Source organism: Micromonospora sp. NPDC005174, assembly GCF_040608495.1.
Taxonomy (GTDB): Bacteria; Actinomycetota; Actinomycetes; order Mycobacteriales; family Micromonosporaceae; genus Micromonospora.
The window spans coordinates 134,745-157,015 of the sequence record NZ_JBEXIJ010000005.1 but is presented as its reverse complement, the minus strand read 5'-3'; the positions used below and the strand labels follow the sequence as shown (position 1 = coordinate 157,015).

The following is a 22,271-nucleotide window of genomic DNA, read 5'->3' as shown; positions in this document are numbered from 1 at the left end:
CCGCACACGCCGCACCGATCCTTACGCGCTTGACGGGAAGCCGGCCTTCTGCTGAACTTTTATCTATGCAGATAATACCGGAGGCCGATCGAAAGACGCAGATTCTGGAGGCGTTCGTCGAGCTGCTGGCCGAACACGGCTACGCGGGGGCGACGTTCGCGCGGATCGTCGAGACGGCGCGACTCAGCAGCACACGGCTCATCACGTACCACTACGACACCAAGCAGGAGTTGGTCGCCGCGGCGTTGCGCCACATCGTCGACCGGGCGCAACAGGTCATGGTCCCGGCCATCGAGGCTGAGTCGACGGCACGTGGCAAGCTCGCCGCGTACCTACGCTCGAACTTCCGCTTCCTGGGTGAACGACCGGCGTACGCCCGCGCGGCCGTCGAGATCGTCCGCAACCTGCCCAGGGACACGGCGGATGCGGACGTCCACGAGGACGTACCGGTGATGCTGCTGGCGCACCTGTTCATCGCCGGCCAGGAGTCCGGGGAACTGCGCACGTTCGACCCGGTGGTGATGGCGCTGACGGTCCGCGCCGCCGTCGACGCCGCCGTCGAGCGGTTCGCCAGCGGTGCAGGGTTGGACCTGGCCGCCTACGCGGAGGAGTTGTGCACGCTCTTCGATCGCGCGATCGCCGTGGACCCCGCCGCAGGTGATCTCGGCGAGGTGCTCCCATGAGGCCAGCCAGGAACGCCGACCAACAGGTGGTGACCGGTGCCGAGGCGACGCCCACGAGCCAGAGCGCGCGCCGCGCTCTGGTCGGACGAATCGTCGTCGACGTGGTCCTGCCCCTGGTCGCCTACTACGCGCTTCGCGCCTTGGGCGCCGGCGTGCTGGCGGCCACCCTCGCCGCCGGGGCGGTTCCCGCGGCGAACGCCGCCCTGGTCGCCGCACGCAGCCGGCGGATCGACGTCGCGGGCCTTGTCGTCGTCAGCCTCTTCCTGGCGGGGGGCGCGCTGAGCGTGGTCACCGGGGACGCGCGGCTGCTGTACGTCAAGGACGGCTGGCTCACCGGTCTGCTCGGCGCGTGGGTGCTGCTGTCGCTGACCATGAAGCGGCCGTTCATGCTCCACCTCGGCACGGCCATCGCCACGGCGAAGGTCGGTGATGAGGGCGCCGCGGCATGGCAGCAGCGCTGGACCGACGATCCGGTCTTCCGGCGCCGCCTGCGCCTGGTGAGCGTGGTGGTCGGCGTCGTGCTGATGCTGGACGCCGTGGTCCGCGTCGCCATCGCGTCAGTGATCGACCTCGACGCGGTCGCGACGGTCACCAACGTGCAGTACGTCATCATGCTCGCCGGCCTGCTGTCCTGGTTCTTCTGGTACACCGCCCGGCACGGGCTGCGCGCGTGAGCACGAAGGCCGGTGCGCACGTCGCCGTCCTCGCCGTCGGGGCCACTGGTCACCTGTTGCCCGTCCTCGACGTCATCGAGGAGTTGCGGGCCCGCGGGCACCGGGTCACCTGTTTCGCCCCGGACGTCGCGGCACCCGCTGCGCGAGGTGCCGGCGCGGACGTCGTGACGTACGAGTCCACGCTTGTCACGCGCCCGTCGTCGGCGGTGCCGCCGGCCGATTTCGCGGTGTGGCTCCCGTTCGTGCTCGTGGCGGAGGCAGCCGCCGTCGTACCGCAGATCATCCCCGTCCTGCGCGGCGACGTTCCCGACGTCCTGCTCTACGATCGGGCCGCGCATCCGGCCGGCCGCGCGCTGGCGCAGTTGCTGAATCGGCCGGCGGTGGCGATGTTCCCGTCCTTCGCACAGGGGCCGGCGTGGTCCTTGGCCGCCGCCACCGGGCAGACGAGCGTCCTCGACCCGGCACACCCCGCCTTCACCCCGTTGCAGGACCAGCTCGACCAGTTCTCCGCGCGCTGGGGACTGGAGCGCGGCACCGTACGCGACCTGGCCGAGGCACGCGAGCGGCGATCGATCGCGTTTCTCCCGCGCTGGTTTCAGTGGAACGGGGAGGGCTTCGGCTCGGACCACCACTTCGTCGGACCGTGCCTGCGCTCGCGGCTCGGCACCGGACCGGCAGTGCACGAGCGCCTCGTGTACGTGAGCGCGGGCACCGCGGCGGCCGAGCCCGAGGCGCTACGGCCACTGATCCGAGCAGCGGCCGCCGCGTCGCCCGACCGCCGGGTGCTCGTATCCACCGGTGGGCTCCCGATCGCCGATCTCGGGACGCTGCCCGACCGGGTCGAAGTCCACGAGCACGTCGACCAGCTCGCCGCGTTGGCGCGGGCCGACCTGTTCGTCACGCACGCCGGGATGGGCAGCGTCATGGAGGCCCTCTGGTTCGGCGTTCCGATGGTGTGCGCGCCGCGTACCAGCGAACAGCATGTCGTCGCGGCACGGGTCGAGGCTCTCGGTCTCGGGGTGACCATGTCGAACGGTGCTGGTCAGAGCAGCGACATCGAGGCCGGCATCCGCGACCTCACGCACGATTCGACGATCCGCGAGCGTCTGCGTACCGCGTCGGCGACGGTGCGGGCGGCGGGAGGGCGCCGAGCTGCGGCGGACGCGGTGGAGATGGGCATCGCCTCCGACGGGGATCCGGTCCGCGCCTGACCACAAGCGGATCCTCAGACATTGACACTTGCAATTGCGTGATCTAGCGTCGAGTCGAATCGGTTCGACCCTCGAATCTGGTGCTCCGGCACCCTCCGACGGTCGGTCGCGTGGTGTTCGGGCGAACGTTGTGGGCCACCGACGATTCGACGGCTGCTCGGTCCCGCATGGCGGCGAGACCAGTGACGGGCACCCGTGGCCCGAGCCGGCCGTCCTCGTGGGCACATCACGTCTTCAGGGTTTCTCGGCGGCGAGCCCGGTGGACGGAGTGACCGACGGTGACGGAGCGCGCGGTCGTCGCACACCATTCCACCCGAGCAAGGAGATCCAGCTGTGCCACTTCGCAGACTGTCCGTCCCCTGGATAGGGGCAGCCATGGCGGCCCTGGTCCTGATCGCCGTCGGAACGTACGTCGTCACGAGCGTCACTCCGGCAGCCGCGGCCACCACCGCCGGCTGCGGTAAGGCGCCCGGACTGACCAGCGGAACCCACACCATCCAGAGCGGCGGGAAGAGCCGCAGCTTCATCCTCCGGCTACCCGACAGCTACAACAACACCTACGCCCACCGGCTGGCCTTCGGCTTCCACTGGCTGGGCGGCACCGCGAGCCAGGTCGCGTCGGGCGGGACCGACGGCGCGCCGTGGGCCTACTACGGCATGCTCTCGCAGGCGAACAACACCACGATCTTCGTGGCCCCGCAGGGCCTCAACAACGGTTGGGGCAACGCCAACGGTGAGGACGTCACCTTCACCGACGACATGGTCCGTGTGATCGAGAACGCCCTCTGCGTCGACACGACGCAGCTCTTCTCCGTCGGGTTCAGCTACGGCGGCGCGATGAGCTACTCGTTGGCGTGTTCCCGGCCGACGGTGTTCCGCGCGGTCGCGGCCATCGCGGCACCGGGAGCGATCAGCGGATGCAGCGGCGGCACCCAGCCCGTGGCGTACCTCGGGATTCACGGCATCAACGACAACATCGCGAACGGGCGGGCACTACGCGACCGGTTCGTCCGGAACAACGGATGCGCCGCGCAGAACCCACCCGAACCGGCGTCGGGCAGCCGGACCCACATCACCACCGCCTACTCCTGCCAGCCCGGATACCCGGTGCTCTGGGCCGCGTTCGACGGCGGCCACCAGCAGGGCCCGGTGGACGGGTGTGCCGGCTGTGAGAGCGGCGCGCGGAGCTGGGTCAAGCAGGAGGTGTGGAACTTCTTCGCCCAGTTCGGGGGAGGCACGCCGCCCACCACTCCCCCGCCCACCACTCCCCCGCCGACGACCCCGCCACCCAGTCAGCAGAGCGTGCTGATCGTGGGCAGCCAGTCCGGTCGGTGCGTCGACGTCCCCAACTCCAGCACGACCAACGGTGCCCGTCCGCAGCTTTGGGACTGCCACGGCGGCACCAACCAGCGCTGGACACGGACCGCCAACCGCACGCTGACCGTCTACGGCAACAAGTGTCTGGACGCCAGCGGGGCCGGCAGCAGCAACGGCACCGCCGTCATCATCTGGGACTGCAACGGCCAGACCAACCAGCAGTGGAACGTCAACTCCAACGGCACCATCACCTCCGTGCAGTCGGGGCTCTGCCTGGACGCCGTCAGTTCCGGCACGGCCAACGGAACGCAGCTGCACCTCTGGGCCTGCAACGGCGGCGCCAACCAGCAGTGGAGCACGCGTACCTAGGGCCTCGCCCCCCGCATGTCGTAGACGCGCCGCTCGGGTTCTTCCCGGGCGGCGCGTCTCCTTTGGGTCCAATCGCACTTGCGCGTGCGACCTTGGCCGGGTCGCCAGGGAGCGCAAGGTCGTCCACGTGCGATGGCACGTCACGCTGCGCGGCGGCCACGGCGTGCGCCAGCGGGGCGACGCCGCGCCGGGGGCCAGTCGCGGCAGGACGCGCCGGAGATTTCCTCCGCGCGATCGCGAACGCGCACCCGGAACTTTCGTGCCGCGGCGACCGACCAACGAGCAGCAGCAACCATCGGAGGACGAATTCATGCGCACTACCAGCCCTTTCGGCTCACAGCGACGCCCGGCCGTCGCACTCGCCGTCGCCGCCGCGCTCGTGGCGTTCGGCGCCACCGGGTGCGGCTCGTCGGACCCGTCGTCGGCCGCGCAGCCGAGCCCGTCGGTGTCGGCAAGCGCCACTGCTGGCGTGGTGACGGTCCGCGATCCGTGGGTGAAGGCCGCCGACAAGGGGATGACGGCGGCCTTCGGGACCCTGGTCAACGACGCGGACACTGATGTCACGCTGACCAGCGCCGCGACCTCGGCCTCCCCGATGGAGCTGCACGAGATGACCATGAAGGACGGCAAGATGGTCATGCAGCAGAAGCAGGGCGGCATCGTCATCAAGGCCAGGAGCAGCCACGCGTTGGAGCCCGGCGGCGACCACCTGATGCTCATGAGCATCGCCAAGCCCGTGCAGGCCGGCGACGAGTTGACCTTCACTCTCACCTTCGCCGACGGCAGGACCCAGCAGTTCACCGCCGTGGCCAAGCCGTTCACCGGCGCTCAGGAGAGCTATGCCCCGGGCCACGGCGAGCCCGTGCCGGGCATGAGCGCCACGCCGGAGATGAGCACGAGCCCGGCATCGTGACCGATACCCCGCGGGTTCGCCCGATGAGCAGACGCGGTCTGCTCACCGGGGGGGCACTGGCCGCCGGAGGTGCGCTCACGGGCGCAGCCGCCATCGCCGCGACCCGTACCGGACGGGGTGGGCCGCAGGCGGCCGACGCGACGCCGGTAGCGAGCGTCGGAAGCCTGGTCGAGCCCTTCTACGGGCCCCGACAAGCCGGCGTGTCGACCGAACCGCAGGCCCACGCGTCGTTCGTGGCCCTGACCCTGCAGTCCGGCGTCGACCGGGCCGCGTTGGGCCGGATGCTGCGGCTGCTCACCGACGACGCCGTGCGACTCACCCAGGGCCAACCGGCCCTGGCCGACACCGAGGCCGAACTCGGGCTCCTTCCCGCACGCCTCACCGTGACGTTCGGGTTCGGACCGAACCTCTACCGCGCCGCCGGCGCCGACGACCGGCGACCGACCTCGGTCACCGACCTACCCGCGTTCCGCATCGACCGGCTCCAACCAGCCTGGTCCGGCGGCGACCTGCTCCTTCAGATCTGCGCCGACGACGCGATCACCGTCGCGCACACCCAGCGGGTGCTGCTCAAGGACAGCCGGCCCTTCGCCACCGTCCGATGGGTGCAGCAGGGCTTTCGCCGCAGTCCCGGCGTCGAGCCGAGCGGCCACACCCAACGCAACCTCTTCGGTCAACTCGACGGCACCGCCAACCCGCGCCCCGGCACACCGATGGACTCGGCGGTCTTCGTGCCCGACGGCCCGGCGTGGCTGCGCGACAGCACCACCCTCGTCGTCCGACGCATCAGCATGAACCTGGAAACCTGGGACCTCCTGGGCCGCGCCGACCGCGAGCTCGCCGTCGGTCGGCGCCTCGACAGCGGCGCCCCACTCAGCGGCAGCGCCGAACACGACGAACCCGACTTCGCGGCGACCGGCCCCGACGGGCTCACCGTCATCCCCGACTTCTCCCACATGACCCGAGCCCACGTCACCGACGACCGGCTCAAGATCCTGCGACGGCCCTACAACTACGACGGCGTCCCCAACGCCGACGGCCACGCCGACAGCGGACTGATCTTCACCTCGTACCAGGCCGACATCACCCGTCAGTTCCTGCCGGTCCAACGCCGACTCGCCGACCGGGACCTGCTTAACGAGTGGACCACCCCGATCGGATCCGCCGTCTTCGCCATCCCACCCGGCTGCCCACCAGGCGGCTGGATCGGCGAGCAGGTCCTCGGGTGAGCCGCGTCGACCGGAGTGTCGTCATGACCGCATCGCCGTCCCGACCGATCGTCCTCCGGCTCGGCGCGGCAGTGCTCGCCGTCGTCGTGGCGATCCTCATCCCGGCCAGCCCCGCGTGGGCGCACAACGCACTGCGGTCGGCGGCACCGGTCCAGGAGTCGACTCTGTCCCGCGCACCCACCGAGATCGTGCTCGAATTCGCTCAGCGGCTCGACCCCGCGTTCGCCACCATCGTGCTCACCGACGCCGCCCGGCGGAAGGTCCCCACCGGCGACGCGGTGGTCAGCGGGGCAAAGGGATCGATCCAGGTCACCGAGGCGCTACCCAACGGGACGTACACCGTCGCCTACCGGGTCGTCTCCACCGACGGGCACCCGGCCCAGGGTTCGTACCCGTTCACGGTGGCCGACCCCGACTCGAGCGTCGCGCCTGTCGTCAGCACGACGATCGACGAGGCGTCCGCGCCGCGCGAGCGCGGCACGAGCGCGGGCGTCCTCGCCGGCGGCACCGCAGCGGCCGTTCTGGTCGTCGCGGGCGTCGGGCTGCTGTGGCGGCGGGCGAGGCGTCGATGACCGGGCCGCTCCCGCAGATCCTGCTGACGCTCTGGTGGGTACGTCGCCGACTGGTGTGACGCCCTGGCCGGTGGGGACGGGCGCAGCGACTGCCCCCACCGGCCTGGATGGCGGCGACGCCCCGTCGAGCGCCCCCGGGCATCCACCGGGCGTCGGTTCAGCAGCCGAGCCGCTTGGTCGAGAGGGCGATGTCGTCGATCCAGAGGTCGAACTCGCCCGGCGTCGTCCCGCCCTGATAGAGCTGCCAGCCGATCTTCACCGTGTCGACCGTCGGCAGGACGAAGGGAACGTCGTTGCCGCCGTGGTCGTTCGTGGAGGCGGTCAGCTCCGGGTTCGCCACGCCGTCGATCCACACGGCGACGCGGTTGTCCGCCGCGTCGATCTTCCACTCGAAGCACTGCCAGGTGTCCTCGACGACCGGGGCGGATTCCCGCCAGTTGGTCCAGTCGCCGGTGGGACCGCCGTCGGCGCCGATGCCCCAGAACGTTCCGGGGACGGTGGGCGCGTACTGGCCACCGATTGGCCGAACGACCTCCGTGCTGCCTGCGCCGGTCGCTTCGACCAGCGTGAAGTGCGCCCAGTCCGGGGCGGTGGGGAACGCGTCGACCCGCAGGCGCATCCGGCCGTAGAAGCGGTTGCCGGGCGCCGCGAAGTCGTCGACGCGCAGGAAGGCGCGTCCGTTGTCGACCGTGTGGACGTGCAGCACCTGGTTGCCGCGGCGGGCGCGTTCGACGGTGAGCGTGCCGTGCCGGGTGTCGACGCCCCAGTTCACCGTGCTGGCCCCGCCGGCGGGCAGTCGCTCGAAGTCCTCACAGAAGAGCAGGCCACGGGGGCACGACGGCCGGGTGGCACCCGACGCCCCGGCGGGAGCGCTGCCGACTGAGGTGCCGAGGATCAGGGCGGCGCTGAACACCGCGAGAAATCTGCGCATGGTCGTACTCCATTCGACGAGGTGCGGTACGCGAAGGCGGCTACTCCGGTCGCGGACCGGTCCGAACACGACGGCACCCGGGCCCGGAGCCGATGACTCCGGGCCCGGGCAGCGTCTTGACGGACAGGGCCGGTACGTGTCGCCGGTCAGGGACTGGTGCAGGAGAGACCACTGGGCGCGGTGCTGCTGCTGCCGTTGACCAGGAAGCCGAAGGTGGTCGAGGCGTTCGCGCCGAGGGAGCCGTTGTAGTCGGCGTTGCGGACGCTGACCGTTCCGCTGGTACCGGTGTTGACGCCGTTCCAGACGTTGGCGATGGTCTGCCCACCGGCGAGCGTCAGCCGTACGGTCCAGCCGCTGAGGGTGGCGGAACCGTTGTTGGCCACGGTGACCTCTCCCTGGAAGCCACCGTTCCAGCTGTTGACCATGCGGTACGTCGCGGTGCAGGCACCCGGCGGCGGCGTGGTCGGCGGAGCGGTGGTCGGCGGAGCCGTCGTGGGTGGCGCGGTCGTGGGTGGCGCCGTCGTCGGTGGAGCGGTCGTCGGCGGAGCGGTCGTGGGTGGCGCCGTCGTCGGTGGGGCCGTGGTCGGCGGCGTGCCCGGCACGGTGGTGGAGGCGGCGTTGAGAGCGTTCAGGACGGCGGTGTACGCCGCCTTGGGGTTGCTGTTGCGGTCGAAGAGCAGCGGGCTTTCGCTACCGCGCCAGGAGTCGCTGTCCCGGATGCCCCACGTCGTGATGCCGACGCAGCGGGGGACGTTCGTGCAGGCCTGGGTCAGGCCCTGGTACTGGCTGGTCGAGGCGTTGGTGACGTCGGCCTCGGTCAACGCCACGTCGACCCCGAGGGCGGCGAAGCTGGACAGCGTCTGCTGGAAGTTGCCCGGCAGCGAACTGCCACCGGTGAAGTGGGTCTGGAGGCCGACGCAGTCGACCGGAACGCCCCGGGACTTGAAGTCCCGGATCATGTTGTAGACGCCCTGCGTCTTGGCGTACGTCCAGTTCTCGATGTTGTAGTCGTTGTAGCAGAGCTTCACGCTCGGGTCGGCGGCGCGCGCGGTCCGGAACGCCACCTCGATCCAGTCGTTCCCGGTGGACTGCAGGTTCGACGACCGCCGGTTGCCGTTCTCGGCGAAGGCCTCGTTCACGACGTCCCAGTAGGCGAATTTGCCCTTGTAGTGCGCCATGACGCCGTTGATGTGGCTGATCATCGCGGACCGCAGGGCGCTGCCGCTGAGGCTCCCCCAGAACCTCGGCTGCTGGGCGTGCCAGGCCAGGGTGTGACCACGGAAGCGCATGCCGCGCTGGGTGGCCCAGTTGTAGATCGCGTCACCGCGTTGGAAGTCGAACTGACCGGGGTTGGGTTCGGTCGCGTCGGGCTTCATCTCGTTGACGGCGGTCATCATGTCGAACTCGCGGCTCGCGATGGTCAGGAAGCCCGAGTCGTTGAGGCGGTCCGCCCCCATCGCGGCGCCGAAGTACCGGCCGCTGCGCTCGGCGGCGGCCTTCAGGGTGGTCCCGGGCGGTCCGCTGAGATCGGCACGGGCGAAGGTCGCCACGGCCATCGAGGACACGGTGATCGCCAGGGCGCAGGCCCCACCCAGGAGCAGCCTGGCGGCGCCCCTGGTGCGGCGTTTCGGTCGAGCGGGTACGTCGTTCATCTGCGCGTTCTCCTCGGTGCTCTGTCTGGTCCATTGCCGACGCGAGGCACGGAACAGACGATCACCGCACGGCCGACGACCGGCGCGTCGTGCTCGCCGTTGGGCCAGCACGCCGCAGGTGACGTCGAGCCGGCGTGAATCCAGCCGTGCCCGAATCGGTGGCCACCGCGGGCTGCCCGGTCCGCCCGATGGATGGCGAGCACTCCGCGCCGTACGCCCCTGCGGAGTGCCACTGCCCTACCGCGATGCTATATCGAATTGGTTCGATCTGCGCGGCCGGTGGCCGATGGTGTCGACGCGGCGCGACGGGCGTTCGACGAGTTTGGCATCGACTTGTCTCAATGTAGTGTGGAAACGCTCCCACACCACACCACACCTCCACCCACCTGCTCGAGGAGCTGAACATGCAGCGACGGCGTTATCGCCCGGCCACCACGTTGGCCGGTCTGCTCACCCTGGCCCTGTCCGCACTTCTGTTGCCACCGGCATCGGTGGCCGGCACCGCGGCAGCCGGCACATCCCACACCCGCGCGGCGCCACTCACCGAGCTGACCGTGGTCTCCGAACGGGTGGCGTTCGGTCTGCAACGGCCGATCGCGATCACCGGACTGCCGGACGGTCGGATGCTGATCGCGGAGAAGAACGGCACCGTGCGCTCCTACCACCCCGACAGCGGTCTGGCGGCGGAGCCGGTGCTCGACCTGACCGCCCGGATCGACACGTCCGACAACGAGCGTGGCCTTCTCGGCATCACGCCCGCGCCGAACTTCGCCCGCACCGGGATGCTCTACGTGGCCTACACGAGCCTGCCGGCCGGCACGTTGACCCTGGCGCGAGTGCCCCTTGGCGCTCCCAACCGGCTCCAGGTGCTGCTCACGCAGGAGCACGCCGAGTTCGGTAACCACAACGGCGGACAGGTCGCCTTCGGCCGCGACGGCTACCTCTACTGGTCAACCGGCGACGGCGGCAACGCGAACGACCCGTTCAAGAGCGGTCAGAACCTCGGCACCCTGCTCGGCAAGATCGTGCGCATCGACGTCAACCGCAGCTGCGGAGGCAAGCCCTACTGCGTACCCGTCGACAACCCGTTCGTCCGCACGGCGGGCGCACGGCCGGAGATCTGGGTCTACGGGCTGCGCAACCCGTGGAAGTTCTCCATCGACCCGGTCGACAACTCGCTGTGGATCGGCGACGTCGGCCAGGGCCTGATCGAGGAGATCAACCACATCCGCCCGTCGCAGCGTGGCGCGAACCTGGGCTGGTCCTGCAAGGAGGGCACGCCGGTCTTCGACCAGACGCAGTGCCGGCCGGGCGTGCGACTCACCGATCCGGTTGCCGAGTACGAGCACTACCTGACCGAGAACTGCTCCATCATCGGTGGCCTGGTGTACCGGGGGTCCGTCACCCCGGAGGCGCGGGGAACCTACATCGCGAGCGACTACTGCTCGACCCGCGCGTTCGCCGTGCGCCCCACGTCCTCGGGTAGCTACGAGACCGCCGAGATCGGCACCTTCCCCACTCAGCCGACGGCGTTCGGCGCCGATGTGAACGGCGAGTTGTACGTGCTCAGTGACCTCCCGGGATGGCTGAGCAAGGTGCGGTTCGAGCGGGTTCAGCCCACCCCGAGCGCCAGCGCGGCGATCCGCTGACCCTCGGGAACGATCCCCCGCATCCGTGACACCGCCGGGGACGGCCGCGCAGGCGCGGCCGTCCCCACACGTCCACCGCGTCGTCGTGGACCGCTCACAGATGCGTGGCAGAGCCGATCCCCGAGTCGACAGAGCGCGGCAGCACCACCGCCTGAGCGGCGATGACGCGTTCGCCGTCGAAGGTCAGCGCCGGCGACCCGTGCAGCTGGTAGCCCTGGTCGAGAAGGGCGCTGACGCGGGCACAGAACTCAGCGTCGTCAGGCCCGGTGATGAGGCGGTAGCCGAGCGGCTCGGTGAGATCCGACATCGCTGCATTGTCCCCTGCGCGGCTGCCCGAGCATCACCCGCCGGGCCGGCCACCCGCCGGGCCTGGCAGGCCCGCTCAGGAGGCGAGCGCGTGCGACTCGTCGAAGCCGAGCCGGAACCCCACACCCCGCACCGTGATGATCGAACCACCCGACCCGATCTTCTGCCGCAGGGTGCCGACGTGGGTGTCGAGCGTCCGGCTGGCCCGCGACGACCGTCGAGCAACGGCGCCGGTGTCCTGCCAGACCCGCGCCATCAACTCTTCCCGGGTGAACACCCGGTCCGGATTGGAGGCGAGCAGGTGGAGCAGGTCGAACTCCTTACGGGTCAGGGTGACCGGGCGCCGACCCACGGCGACCTGCCGAAGGGCCGGATCGATGCGCAGTGCCCCGTGTTGCAGAGTGCCGCCGTCTCGCGCCGTTCCGGTTCGGCGAAGCAGCGCCTCCATGCGGGCGGCCAGTTCGCGCAGGCCGTACGGCTTGCCCATGCAGTCGTCCGCGCCGGCCTTGAGGCCGAGTACGCGGTCGGCCTCGCTGTTGCCGGCGGAGAAGGCGATTATCGGGATGTCGCCCGCCGCGCGGATGCGCCGGCACACGTCGAGTCCGTCGATGTCGGGCAGGTCCAAGCCGAGCAGGATCAGGTCGCTGTCGTCGAACGAGGAGAGCGCCTGCCTGCCACTGTGCACCAGCGTGGCGCGATAGCCCAGGCGGCGTGTGCAGCCGACGAGCCGCTCCGCCGCGAAACCGTTGTGCTCAACCGCAAGTACGTGCATGTGGCTCCCCCGCGTCTTCAGAACGGCAACTCGGTGGCCTCGGCCGCCCATCGGCGCGCCGATGGAACCTCGACCGTGCCAGGGATCGACGGTCCATGCCGGGTAGACCACATTGATCGACAAGCTTCGATCAGGTACGCCCTGCCCGTTCCGCCCGGCACGACGGTCCGACGACCCTGGCTACCTCAATAAGAAACCGACCGACCCGTTTCGTCAAACGGCATTCGTTAAACGATGGTGACTCTTCGTCATGCCCATCAGGCGACGAGTTCGTTACAGGTCGTCGAATTCGCGTGGATAAATGCGGGCAGAACGGGCGTAGCGTCCATGCCTTACGGAACTGTGGGCATCGACGGTGACAATCGTCACATTATCTATAACAGCCTATCTGGTATCTTTTTTTCCTGCCAGCCGACCGACGACGGGGGTCCGGTCATGTCTGATTCGTCTGCCGCAGGGCTTCGCGAGAGCAGGGTGGCGAGCCGATGAAACTTTCCTATGACTTCACGGTTTCCCGTCAATTGGTACACCGGTCAGCCGTTGCCGAGGTCCTGCTCACCGACTGGCGGCAGACAGGCCCGGACATGTTCATCGTGGCCGCGCAGTGGCCGAGGGGGCACTCGCTCTACGGCGTCCGCGGCGGCCGGTTCGACCCGCTGCTGGCCGCCGAGACGATCCGTCAGGTCGGGATCCTGCTGGCGCACGTCGGCTTCGAGGTACCGCAGAGTTGCGCCTTCCTCATGCAGCGACTGGCCTTCGACTGCGCACCGGATCAGCTGCACGCGTCGGACGAGCCGTTCGATCTGGTCGTCACTGTCGAGGTCGGCGGGGTCATCCGCCGGGCGTGCACGATCGGCGGAATGCGGATCGACGTCACGCTGCGACACGGCAACGACGTGGTCGGCGAGGGCAGCGGGTGGCTGCGTTGCATCTCCCCGGCGACGTACGAGCGGTTGCGCTGGGGCGGCTCGGCCAGAGCGGTGGGTGCCCCGCCGCTGGTGGCCCCGGCCGACCCCGCCTCGGTCGGGCGTCAACTCCCCGCCGACGTGGTGGTCGGCCCGCCGGACCCGGAGGGCATCCGTCAGCTCCGGGTCGCCCTGGACCATCCAGTCCTCTTCGATCACCCCCTGGACCACGTCCCCGGCATGCTGGCGTTGGAGGCGATGCGGCAGGCCGCCCTCGCGGCCGTCGGTCGACCTGACGCCCTGGTGGTCGGTGCGGACGCGACCTTCCCCGCCTTCCTGGAGCTGGACCGGGAGTGTGATCTGGTGGTGCACTCGGTGACCGCCGCACCTGACCGGCAGCTCGTCAACCTCCACTTCGTGCAGGACGGTGCCGTTGCTGTCCGCGGTGAAGTGGCCCTCGCCCGCTGACCGGTTCAGCCGTCGGTGAGTTCCTTGCGGACGGCGACCACGTAGTTCAGGTAGTAGTGCAGCCGCTTGGACAGCACCAGGCCGGGCAGGACGATCTGCCAGAGATCCACCATGCGGTCCGGAAGGTTGCGCCGCTCGTTGAGGACCTGCGCGACCAGCTGGAGACCCGTGAAGGAGCTGACGATGAACTTGGCGAACCGGTCCAGTTCGACGCTGGTACGCACGTCGCGCTCGGCCGTCGCACGTTCCAGCAGGCCGGTGACGATCAGTATCCAGTCGAGGTACGGGTCGGGCAGTGGCCGCTGGAAGGTGCCGTGCTCCAGGGTGAGCCGAATCCCGCCGCGTACCAGTGGATGTTCGACGAGCTGGGTGGAGAGGCTGAAGGACATCCGGATCAGCGACTCCAGGGCCGGATCACCATCGACGAAGGACCGGGAGTGTTCTGTCCAGATGGCGTGCTGCTCCTGCACCACCGCGTGCGCCAGGTCCTCTTTGGACGAGAAGTGGAAGTAGAGCGACCCCTTGGTCACCCCCGCGTGGGCGATGATGTCGCCGAGGCTGGTGGCACCGTATCCGTAACGGTCGAAGAGGTCCGCCGCAGCCCTGATAATGGTGGACCTGGTCATTTCGGCACGCGCCTGCCTCGCCATGTATACGCCTCCTCCAAAAAAACCGGTCGTTCGGTATTTTCTCGGACAGGTGTCTTGCCCGCAAGACTTAATCGACCGGATACAGCATGGTGAACGGCAGGAACAGCCGGGTACTCCTCACCGGCGCGACCGGATTCATCGGCTCGGCAGTACACCACAGCCTCATCCGAGCCGGCCTGCCGGCCGTCCGTCGACTGATTCGCGGCGACGTCCCGACCGGGCTCGCCGGCCCGGCTCGGGCCTTCCGCGGCGACCTGACCGACCCCGCCTCACTGCGCGGGAGCTGCGACGACATCGACGTGATCGTCCACGCCGCCTCCCACGTCGGCGCCGATGCGCGACGCTGCCGGGAGGTCAACCACCTCGGCACCTGCCACCTCCTGGCCGAGGCGGCACGGGCCGACGTCCGACACGTGATCTACATCAGCACGGCGGCCGTCTACGGCGCCGGACCGCACCGCGGCCTGACCGAGGGAGTCCGTGACCCGGCCCCGGTCTCCCCGACCAGCGCCAGCCGGGCCGCCGCCGAGGCGGAGGTTCTCGCCCGCGGGGGAACCGTCCTGCGCCCCCACCTCGTCTACGGTTCGGGCGACCGATGGGTCGTACCCACGCTCGCGGCCCTGCTGGGCTGGCTGCCCGGCTGGATAGACGGCGGCCGACCCCGGTTGTCGATGATCGGGGTGCACGACCTGGCGCGCCTGGTCGTCGCGCTGGTCGTCACACCGGCACCGCCCGGAACGGTCTACCACGCCAACCATCCCGACCCGGTCACCGTTCACGCCGCCGGCGAGGCGCTGGCCCGGCACCTCGGAGTCCGGCTGCCGACCGGTGACGTGCGGGCGGCCGCGCTCGCCGACCTGACGCTCCCGCCCGGCCTGCGCCGGCGGCACCTCGACCTGATCTCCATGGACCACTGGTACGACTCGGACCGGGTGTGGGCTGCCACCGGCTGCCGCCCCGGCGCCGCCTTCCCGAACGACCTCGCCAGGGCGGCCCAGTGGTACCCGGACCTTGCCCGCGCCGCTTCGCCCACCCCCCACCCAGGAGCTGACACATGCGACTGACCGTTATCGGTGCGACCGGAGGGACCGGAACCCTGCTGGTCGAACAGGCGCTGGCCGGCGGTCACGCGGTGACCGCGGTCGTCCGGCGGGGCTGGCCCGGCCCAGACCACCCGCGACTACGGGTAGTTGTCGCGGACGTGCTCGACCCGGGATCGCTGCCGCCGGCGCTCGACGGGGCGGACGCGGTGCTCTCCGCGCTGGGCTCCGCCGAGGCCGGCAGACCCACGCGGGTGTACTCGGCGGGGGGCAGCGCGATCCTGGCGGCGATGCGGGACCTCGACATCCGACGGCTCGTGGCCATCACGGCCCTGCCGATCGCCCCCGTCGCCGAGCAGGACGCGCTGCAGCGCCGGCTGGTGCATCCGCTCCTGCACCGGTTCTTCGGCGGCGCGTACGAGGACATGCGCCGGATGGAGGCCGTCCTGGCCGCCAGCGACAGCGACTGGACGGTTTTCCGCCCTCCGTACCTGCGCGACGGCCCGGCGACCGGCACCTGGCGCAGCGCCGTCGACGCCCCACTGCCCCGCGCCTGGACACTGCGCCGCGCGGACCTGGCCGCCGCCATGCTGGCGGCGACGAGCGACGACCAGCTCGTCCGTCAGGCGGTGAACGTGGCGGCCTGAGAGGGCAGACACCGCGGCGACCGGTGCCGTTGCGCTGTCGGATGCGTCAGGCCGACGACGCGCCGGCGTGGGACCCGACACTGGTGTCCAGATGATCGGGCAGCGCGGCCATGTCGGTGAGCACAGCCTCGAGCCATCCCCGGGGCGGCATCGCACCCGAGGCCTGACGCAGGCCGTGCAGCCACTCCCGGCGACGCGACGCCGGGAGGTCGAGCGCGGCGGCGAGCGCCCGGGTCAGTTGCCCGACATCGCCGGGGTCGACGGTCAGGGCGTACGGCGACAGCTGGTCGGCGGCACCCGCGTCCCGGGACAGGATCAGAACGCCGTCACGCGCGTTCACCGCGGCACCTTCCTTCGCGACGAGATTCATCCCGTCGCGCCACGAGTTGACCACGAGGACGTCGGCGCGGGTCAGCACCGCCAGCCCACGGTCGAGGTTGTTGCGCGTGTCGAGGACGACCGGCGGACGGGCGGCGGTCAGATGGCGCGCGTTGACCGCGCTCACGGCCGTGGCAACGGCCGCGGCGTACTCCCGATAGGCCGGAAGCGAGCTGCGTGACTCGTACGCCAGTACGTAGTGGACAACCCGATCCACCAGCTCCGGGCGGGCACGCAGCAGCTCCCCGAACGCCTCGATGCCACGCACGGCGTTCTTCGCCGGCTCCATCCGCTCGACCCGGGCCACCAGCGTCCGCCCGGCGACCACCTCGTCGAGCCGTTCCCCCTCGACGCGGGCCGGACCGGCGGCAGCGCGTTCCCGCAGCATGGGAACGTCGACCCCGACCGGATAGACGCGCACCGACACCGTACGCCCGGGGAGTCGCACCTCGCGCCGTGCCGGGTCGACGGCGTAACCGAGGTCCGCGCAGGAGGCCAGGAACGCCTGTGCCCAACGCGGCGTCAGGAAGGCGAGCAGGTCGGCGCCGAGCATGCCGTGGATCAGCGACCGGGCTGTGTGCTCCGGCAGTTGCCGGAAGTGGGCGGGATCGGCCCACGGACACATGGTGAAGTGGGCGGTCCGCACGTCCGGACGCCGCCGCCGCAACTGCGACGGTGCCAGCGCCAGGTGGTAGTCCTGCAGGAGCACGGTCGCGCCCGGGGCGGCGGCATCGGCGCAGGCGGCGGCGAACTCGTCGTTGACCCGCTCGTAGTCCTGCCAGGCAGCCTCGAACGCGGGACCGGACGCCGGGATCGGCAGGTGGTGGTGCAGGAACCAGAGAGTCTCGGTCCCGATCGTCCCGTAGTAGGCGGCGTAGGCCCGGGGGTCGAGGTCGAGGTAGCGGACGGCCACGACCCCGTCCGGCAGGTCGACAGCGGTGGGCTCACCGGACGACGTCGCGCGGCGGGCGACGATCCGGTCGCCGTCGGTGCGCGCACCGGCGATCCACACGCCCTCGCCGTCGGCGAGCACCGGCGTGAGCACGGCGATCAGCCCGCCCTCGCCCCGGCGGTAGCTGATCGTCCCGCTCGGGTCGGTACGGAAGTCGACCGGACCCCGGTTGCAGGCGATGACGAGTGCGTGCGACATGAATGATCATTCCCTCAGGAGAGTCGCGGCCGACAGCACCCGGCCCAGGCCACGGGGCGCCGGGTGCGGTGGGGCGGCGGGCAGCAGACGTACGGCTATACCAACCGACAGCGCGCCGGAATCGGTGCGGGCATCGTCGCCGACCATGACCGTGCGGGCAGGGTCGGCGGCCAACGCGTCGAGGGCGACGCGGAAGAGTTCGGGGCCCGGTTTGGCGCAGCCGTGCTCGAAGGACAGCGCGTAGGCGTCGACGAGGTCGGCGAGCCCGGCCCGTTCGAACGACCCCCGCAGATCCCAGCCGCAGTTGGAGACCACGCCGACCCGTACGCCGTCGTCGCGCAGCGCCCGCAGCACCGGTCCCGTGTCCTGATAGGGGCGCCAGCGCGCGGGGTCGGTGATGCAGTCGTGGAACGCCTCGGCCAGGACCGGGTCGACGCCCGGCACGAGGACGGCGGTCGCCACCCAGCCGGCCCGGTGCTCGGCCGCGGACAGGTCGCACCGCACGCGCTCCCGCAGGCCGGCCGGACTCTCGCCGTACTCGAGGATCCGGTGCCCCAGGGTGTGGGCCCGCGATTCCGCGAGTTCCCTGCCACGTCGCTTCGCGCAGGCGGCGAAAGCTGGGCCGTCGACGACCCGCGCCGGGTCGAACAGCGTGCCCGAGAAGTCGAACAGCACCGTCTCGATGGTCACGGCAGGCCACCTCGGGAGCGGTTCAGGACCAGGGCCGTGCCGGCGTTGAGGGCGAATGCGGCGACCGCCACGCCGGTCAGGCCGGCGACGCCGAGCAGCGGCGCGGCGAGCAGCGTGCCGGCCGCAGCGGCCGTACCCATGATGATCTCGCCGAGGTCCTCGGCCCGCCGCCGGGCGGACTCGCGGGTGCGGGCCAGCAGCAGCGCGGTGCCGCTGACCAGTTGTACGTTCCACGCCAACCCCAGCACGAGGAGGAACCCGGCCGCCGCCGCGCCGCTGTGCGGCCGGCCAGCGGTCAGGCCGGCGCCGAGCGCGCCGACAGCGGACAGGATCGCGCCCGCCGCGGCCACCGTGACCGCCCCGAAGGTGTCGCAGAGCCGGGCGGTTACCGAGGAGAAGCCGAACATCGCCGCCACGTGCGCGCTGACCACCGCGCCCACCATTCCCAGGCCCCACCCGTGGTGGTGCATGGCCGGGGGGACCACCGCCATCATCGTCACCATTGTCGCGTTCGCGCCACCGAGCACCAGCACCGGCAGGGGTGGCAGCCCGATCCGGGCCGTGGGGGTCGGATCGGATCGGGCTGCCACCGGCAGCGCCGTAGGCGCCGGCATTCGGGCTACGAGCAGGGCGGCGATGCCGAAGGCGGGCACGGCCAGCAGGTAGAGGCCCGCCGCGGCGGGCAGCCCGGCCGCCACGGCGAGGCCACCGGCGGGCCCGAGCAGGTTCGGTCCGAGTACCGCACCGACCGATGCCGCGGTCAGCGCCGCGCCCACCGCGCGGGTCCGCGCCTCGGCCGGGACGAAGTCGGCCGCCGCGTAGCGGCCGAACATGACAGCAGTGTTGCCAGCGGCGAGCAGCGCATTGCCGGCCAGGACGAGGGACAGGTCGGCCAGTCGGGCACCCGCCACCACGGCGACCGCACCGGCGACCGCCGCCACCAGCCCGAGCAGGAGCCCGGCCTTTCGGCTGCGCCAGCGCATGGTCGCGCCGACCGGCAGGACCGCCACCGTGGCCCCCACGGCGATCGCGCCCAGCGGGAGCACGGCCGCGGCGGCCGAGCCGGTGAGGTCGGTGGCCAGCAAGCCACCGGCCGAGCCGCCCGCCGCCATGCCGACGGCGGCCACCGCCTGGGCGGCGTAGAGCAGGACGGGTGCTCCGGTACGGGACGGCTGTCGCGTATCGACGGTCACGAGAAGGACACCGGCTGGGCCAATCCCGCGAACCGGCGGAACATGTCGTCCATCCGGAGGTGGTTGGGGCCCATCACCGGACGGTGGGCTGCGGTCAGTCCGGTGATGCGGTGCAGGATCGCCGGGGAGACCGTCTGCACGGTCGCCTCGAGCAGCGCCCACGCCGCCGACTGGAAGACCTCGCGCACCGCCTGATCGTCGTTCGTGGCGCAACCGCGTTCCGCCTCGGCGAGGAAGGCGTCGAAGGCCGGGCTGTTGGCGGCGCGTACCGGGATCATGTCGACGGCCGGCGAGAGGCTCTCCCTGGCCTCGTGGGCCTCGATCGCGTTGATCAGTGGACTGACGTCGCCCGCGAGCGCCGGATCGTAGAGGCCCGGGTAGGGCGCCTGCTCGTAGCCGGGGTCGTAACCGGCAACGTACAGCGGTGAGTCGCTGCCCGACTCCTCGATGATGCCGAGAGCCAGGTCGAGCAGGCTCACCGGCCATCCGAGGTCGCGGATCATGAACATCCGCATCTCCCGGTTGGGCCGGTGCGTCGACTCGGCGAGGGCGACAAGCATCAGCTGGGCCGACTCCTTGGCCGACTGGACGTAGAACACGGTCTCGGCGGAGTGCAGCCGCAGCGGCAGTCCGAGGTGACAGGCGCTACGGAACCGGTTCAACACGATCGAGTTGTCCACCACGTGGGTGAAGCGCACCCCGGTGCAGCGCATGCGACCGCGCGCGGCCACCCGGCTCAGGACGTACTCGCCCATCCGCTTCGACTCGGCGTAGACGTCGTTGGTCCACGGTCGTAGCGCCTTGCCGGTGGAGGCGTAGACCAGGTCGGGGACCTCGGCGCGCTCGGCCGCCTCGGCGACGTTGCGCGTGCCCAGCACGTTCGAGTACACGGTCAGGGCGGCCTCCTCCTCGGCCCGCCCGGGGTCACGCTGGGCGGCCAGGTGGAACACCACGTCCGGCCGGAGGGCCCGCAGGCACTCCTCGGTGCGCCGGCGGTCGCCGACGTCGAGGTGCAGGTAGCGGACGCCGGGAACGCTGTGGGCCGGCGGCGTGTTGGCGGCACTCACGAGCACCGACGGCTGCAGGGCTGCCAGCGTACGCAGCAGTTCGGTGCCGATGCAGCCGCTGCCACCGGTCACCAGCACCCGTCGGCCGCGGATCGCTGCTCCAGCCTCTTGTTCGGGTACCGGTATGCCGCGCTCCTGAACGGACAGATAGCGGGCCAGTTCGGTGTGGCTGTCCGGTTGCGACGCCATCAGCTGCCCCGTCAGCCGACGCAGCCGGTCGAGTTCCTCGCCGGCGGGCGTCCGCCCGGGCGGTGCGACCTGAGTCATCCGGCACAGCGTGTCCAACGCACTCTGCATGATCATCCTCCCCGTTGCAGCCGGTCGTCGCGACAACGCGACTGATCGCCCCCGGGGAACGCTACGATCGCAATGTTCATCCATCAAGCCAAATTGGTGAACTTTGCAGTCAATTGACGCTCATTTTGCATTGCCCACACCAATCACTGAACGCGTCGGAACCGAATCACATTGTTATGCCACCCCCCTCGATTCGAGGCATACTCAGTGACGGTTCATCGATGTCAATCGCTATTGGAGGGTCTTTCGACATGCGCGTCCTCGTCGTACAGGACGACCTCGCCGGCCGTCGTCACCTCGTACACCGGCTGGAACAGCACGGATACGAGGCATGGAGCGCCGGCACCGGCAAGTCGGCCCTGCAACAGCACCACCGGGTGGATCTGGTGGTGCTCGACATGGACGTACCCGACATCGACGGTCTGCTGGTCTGCACCGAGATCCGCCGCGAGTCGGACACCCCGATCATCGCCCTCACCGGCCGGGGCACCGAGGTCGAACGCGTGCTGGCCTTCTGGGCCGGCTGCGACGACTGCCTCGACAAGCCGTTCGGCGCAGAGGAACTGCTGGCCCGGGTCGATGCCGTGCTGCGGCGGCTGCGCCCGGCCCCGGACGCCCACACCATCTCGCACGGCCCGCTGCACATCGACGTGGCCCGGCGTGAGGCCCGGCTCGGCGACCGGGCGCTCGCGCTGACCCGTAAGGAGTTCGACCTGCTGCAGCTGCTCGCCGCCCGCCCCGGGGTCGTGTTCAGCCGGCGGGAACTACGGGCCCAGGTGTGGCACGACAGCGCCACGGCCACCGGCCGGACCATCGACACCCACGTCAACAGCCTGCGGGCCAAGCTGGGCGACACCAGGTGGATCGTCACCGTACGGGGTGTCGGTTTCCAGCTCGGCCGCGGCTTCAGCGCTGCGGCGTGAGCGCTACTTGCCGTACGGGTGCCGTTCGCGTGCCGCGCGCAGCGCCTCGCCCCACCACACGAGCTGGTCGAACATCGTCTTGACGGCCGCACCGACCGCCTCCGGATCGACCGGGTTGCCGTCCGGGCCGAACTTCTCCCACGCCATGTGGAAACTCACCTGCTCGCGGATCGTCATGGCGTGCAGCTCGGCGAAGACGAGCCGCAGGTGCTCGGCGGCACGCAGGCCACCCGCCATGCCACCGTAGGAGACCAGGGCGACCGGCTTGGCCTGCCACTGGGTGTAGTGCCAGTCGATGAAGGACTTGAGCGACGCGGGGTAGCTGTGGTTGTACTCCGGCGTGACAACGACGAACGCGTCCGCCTCGGCCAGCCGGGGCCCGATCCGGGAGAGCGTCTCGGCGACGTCCGGGTCCGGCGACTGGGTCAGTCCCACCGGCAGCGGATGGTCGATCAGATCGATGTAGTCGACCTCGAGATCGTCACGACTGCCGGCCTGGTCGGCGATCCACCGGGCGGCCGTGGGACCGAACCGGCCGTCGCGGACGCTGCCGCAAATCACTGCGAGCCGCAGGGAAGCCATGTG

Annotated in this window: 22 protein-coding genes; 12 read left to right on the top strand and 10 right to left on the bottom strand. The window is 70.6% G+C overall.

The genetic code is table 11. The features are described from left to right. Nucleotides 1–65 precede the first annotated feature (65 nt). The 7 genes from ABZU91_RS08800 (at nt 66) to ABZU91_RS08770 (ending at nt 6,968) form a co-directional block, all read left to right on the top strand. Nucleotides 66–683, top strand: coding sequence for a TetR/AcrR family transcriptional regulator (locus tag ABZU91_RS08800; RefSeq protein ID WP_355236115.1), 618 nt, complete (start codon nt 66–68; stop codon nt 681–683). After that, entirely contained in the window at nt 680–1,357 is a 678-nt protein-coding gene (locus ABZU91_RS08795) for a VC0807 family protein (protein WP_355236112.1), read from the top strand. Before ABZU91_RS08800 ends, ABZU91_RS08795 begins: the two co-directional genes overlap by 4 nt. Beyond that, nucleotides 1,354–2,568, top strand: coding sequence for a nucleotide disphospho-sugar-binding domain-containing protein (locus tag ABZU91_RS08790; RefSeq protein WP_355236109.1), 1,215 nt, complete (start codon nt 1,354–1,356; stop codon nt 2,566–2,568). The genes ABZU91_RS08795 and ABZU91_RS08790 overlap by 4 nt, the downstream gene beginning before the upstream one ends. Nucleotides 2,569–2,943: 375 nt before the next feature. Then, nucleotides 2,944–4,254 (top strand): ricin-type beta-trefoil lectin domain protein, encoded by a 1,311-nt coding sequence (locus tag ABZU91_RS08785; protein WP_355236106.1) that lies wholly within the window; start codon nt 2,944–2,946, stop codon nt 4,252–4,254. A 310-nt stretch (nt 4,255–4,564) separates the two neighbouring features. Continuing rightward, nucleotides 4,565–5,167: a copper chaperone PCu(A)C gene (locus ABZU91_RS08780; RefSeq protein ID WP_355236104.1), complete on the top strand. Its 603-nt coding sequence runs from the start codon at nt 4,565–4,567 to the stop codon at nt 5,165–5,167. Nucleotides 5,168–5,190: 23 nt separating this feature from the next. Beyond that, entirely contained in the window at nt 5,191–6,396 is a 1,206-nt protein-coding gene (locus ABZU91_RS08775) for a Dyp-type peroxidase (protein WP_355236101.1), read from the top strand. A 23-nt stretch (nt 6,397–6,419) separates the two neighbouring features. Next, on the top strand, nt 6,420–6,968 hold the full coding sequence (locus tag ABZU91_RS08770; protein ID WP_355236098.1) for a copper resistance CopC family protein: 549 nt from the start codon (nt 6,420–6,422) through the stop codon (nt 6,966–6,968). Between the two features lie 157 nt (nt 6,969–7,125). Here ABZU91_RS08770 and ABZU91_RS08765 read toward each other — a convergent pair whose 3' ends face one another. Next, on the bottom strand, nt 7,126–7,899 hold the full coding sequence (locus ABZU91_RS08765) for a hypothetical protein (protein ID WP_355236095.1): 774 nt from the start codon (nt 7,897–7,899) through the stop codon (nt 7,126–7,128). Between the two features lie 146 nt (nt 7,900–8,045). After that, nucleotides 8,046–9,551, bottom strand: coding sequence for an endo-1,4-beta-xylanase (locus tag ABZU91_RS08760; protein ID WP_355236092.1), 1,506 nt, complete (start codon nt 9,549–9,551; stop codon nt 8,046–8,048). Nucleotides 9,552–9,955: 404 nt separating this feature from the next. On the opposite strand from ABZU91_RS08760, the gene ABZU91_RS08755 reads away from it, so the two are divergent. Beyond that, nucleotides 9,956–11,200, top strand: a complete 1,245-nt coding sequence (locus ABZU91_RS08755) for a PQQ-dependent sugar dehydrogenase (RefSeq protein WP_355236089.1) — start codon at nt 9,956–9,958, stop codon at nt 11,198–11,200. A 94-nt stretch (nt 11,201–11,294) separates the two neighbouring features. Here the strand turns inward: ABZU91_RS08755 and ABZU91_RS08750 are convergent, their stop codons facing one another. Together ABZU91_RS08750 and ABZU91_RS08745 are read right to left on the bottom strand one after the other, a co-directional pair. After that, a complete protein-coding gene (locus ABZU91_RS08750; protein WP_355236086.1) occupies nt 11,295–11,507 on the bottom strand; it encodes a DUF1737 domain-containing protein in 213 nt (70 codons plus the stop codon). Between the two features lie 75 nt (nt 11,508–11,582). After that, a complete protein-coding gene (locus ABZU91_RS08745) occupies nt 11,583–12,278 on the bottom strand; it encodes a response regulator transcription factor (RefSeq protein ID WP_355236083.1) in 696 nt (231 codons plus the stop codon). Nucleotides 12,279–12,763: 485 nt separating this feature from the next. Between ABZU91_RS08745 and ABZU91_RS08740 the strand changes: the two genes are divergently transcribed. Continuing rightward, entirely contained in the window at nt 12,764–13,651 is an 888-nt protein-coding gene (locus ABZU91_RS08740) for a ScbA/BarX family gamma-butyrolactone biosynthesis protein (RefSeq protein ID WP_355236080.1), read from the top strand. Nucleotides 13,652–13,656: 5 nt separating this feature from the next. On the opposite strand, the gene ABZU91_RS08735 is transcribed toward ABZU91_RS08740, so the two are convergent. Continuing rightward, on the bottom strand, nt 13,657–14,301 hold the full coding sequence (locus tag ABZU91_RS08735; RefSeq protein WP_355236077.1) for a ScbR family autoregulator-binding transcription factor: 645 nt from the start codon (nt 14,299–14,301) through the stop codon (nt 13,657–13,659). 86 nt (nt 14,302–14,387) lie between these two features. Here ABZU91_RS08735 and ABZU91_RS08730 point away from each other — a divergent pair, with 86 nt between their 5' ends. After that, nucleotides 14,388–15,365: an NAD-dependent epimerase/dehydratase family protein gene (locus tag ABZU91_RS08730; RefSeq protein ID WP_355236074.1), complete on the top strand. Its 978-nt coding sequence runs from the start codon at nt 14,388–14,390 to the stop codon at nt 15,363–15,365. Continuing rightward, nucleotides 15,356–15,988, top strand: coding sequence for an NAD(P)H-binding protein (locus ABZU91_RS08725; RefSeq protein WP_355236071.1), 633 nt, complete (start codon nt 15,356–15,358; stop codon nt 15,986–15,988). Before ABZU91_RS08730 ends, ABZU91_RS08725 begins: the two co-directional genes overlap by 10 nt. Nucleotides 15,989–16,034: 46 nt before the next feature. Here ABZU91_RS08725 and ABZU91_RS08720 read toward each other — a convergent pair whose 3' ends face one another. From ABZU91_RS08720 to ABZU91_RS08705, 4 genes are read right to left on the bottom strand one after another with little or no spacing between them, the layout of a single operon-like run. Then, complete coding sequence (locus ABZU91_RS08720; RefSeq protein WP_355236068.1) at nt 16,035–17,516, bottom strand: trehalose-6-phosphate synthase; 1,482 nt, start codon at nt 17,514–17,516, stop codon at nt 16,035–16,037. A gap of 6 nt (nt 17,517–17,522) precedes the next feature. After that, nucleotides 17,523–18,206 carry an HAD family hydrolase gene (locus tag ABZU91_RS08715; protein ID WP_355236065.1) on the bottom strand — a complete coding sequence of 228 codons (684 nt, stop codon included), beginning with the start codon at nt 18,204–18,206 and terminating at the stop codon, nt 17,523–17,525. Then, entirely contained in the window at nt 18,203–19,399 is a 1,197-nt protein-coding gene (locus ABZU91_RS08710) for a hypothetical protein (RefSeq protein WP_355236062.1), read from the bottom strand. Before ABZU91_RS08710 ends, ABZU91_RS08715 begins: the two co-directional genes overlap by 4 nt. Further along, nucleotides 19,396–20,763: a polysaccharide biosynthesis protein gene (locus ABZU91_RS08705; protein ID WP_355236059.1), complete on the bottom strand. Its 1,368-nt coding sequence runs from the start codon at nt 20,761–20,763 to the stop codon at nt 19,396–19,398. Before ABZU91_RS08705 ends, ABZU91_RS08710 begins: the two co-directional genes overlap by 4 nt. Nucleotides 20,764–21,014: 251 nt before the next feature. Between ABZU91_RS08705 and ABZU91_RS08700 the strand changes: the two genes are divergently transcribed. After that, nucleotides 21,015–21,686, top strand: a complete 672-nt coding sequence (locus ABZU91_RS08700; RefSeq protein ID WP_355236056.1) for a response regulator transcription factor — start codon at nt 21,015–21,017, stop codon at nt 21,684–21,686. Between the two features lie 3 nt (nt 21,687–21,689). Here ABZU91_RS08700 and ABZU91_RS08695 read toward each other — a convergent pair whose 3' ends face one another. Then, a complete protein-coding gene (locus ABZU91_RS08695; protein WP_355236053.1) occupies nt 21,690–22,268 on the bottom strand; it encodes an NAD(P)H-dependent oxidoreductase in 579 nt (192 codons plus the stop codon). Nucleotides 22,269–22,271: the final 3 nt, after the last annotated feature.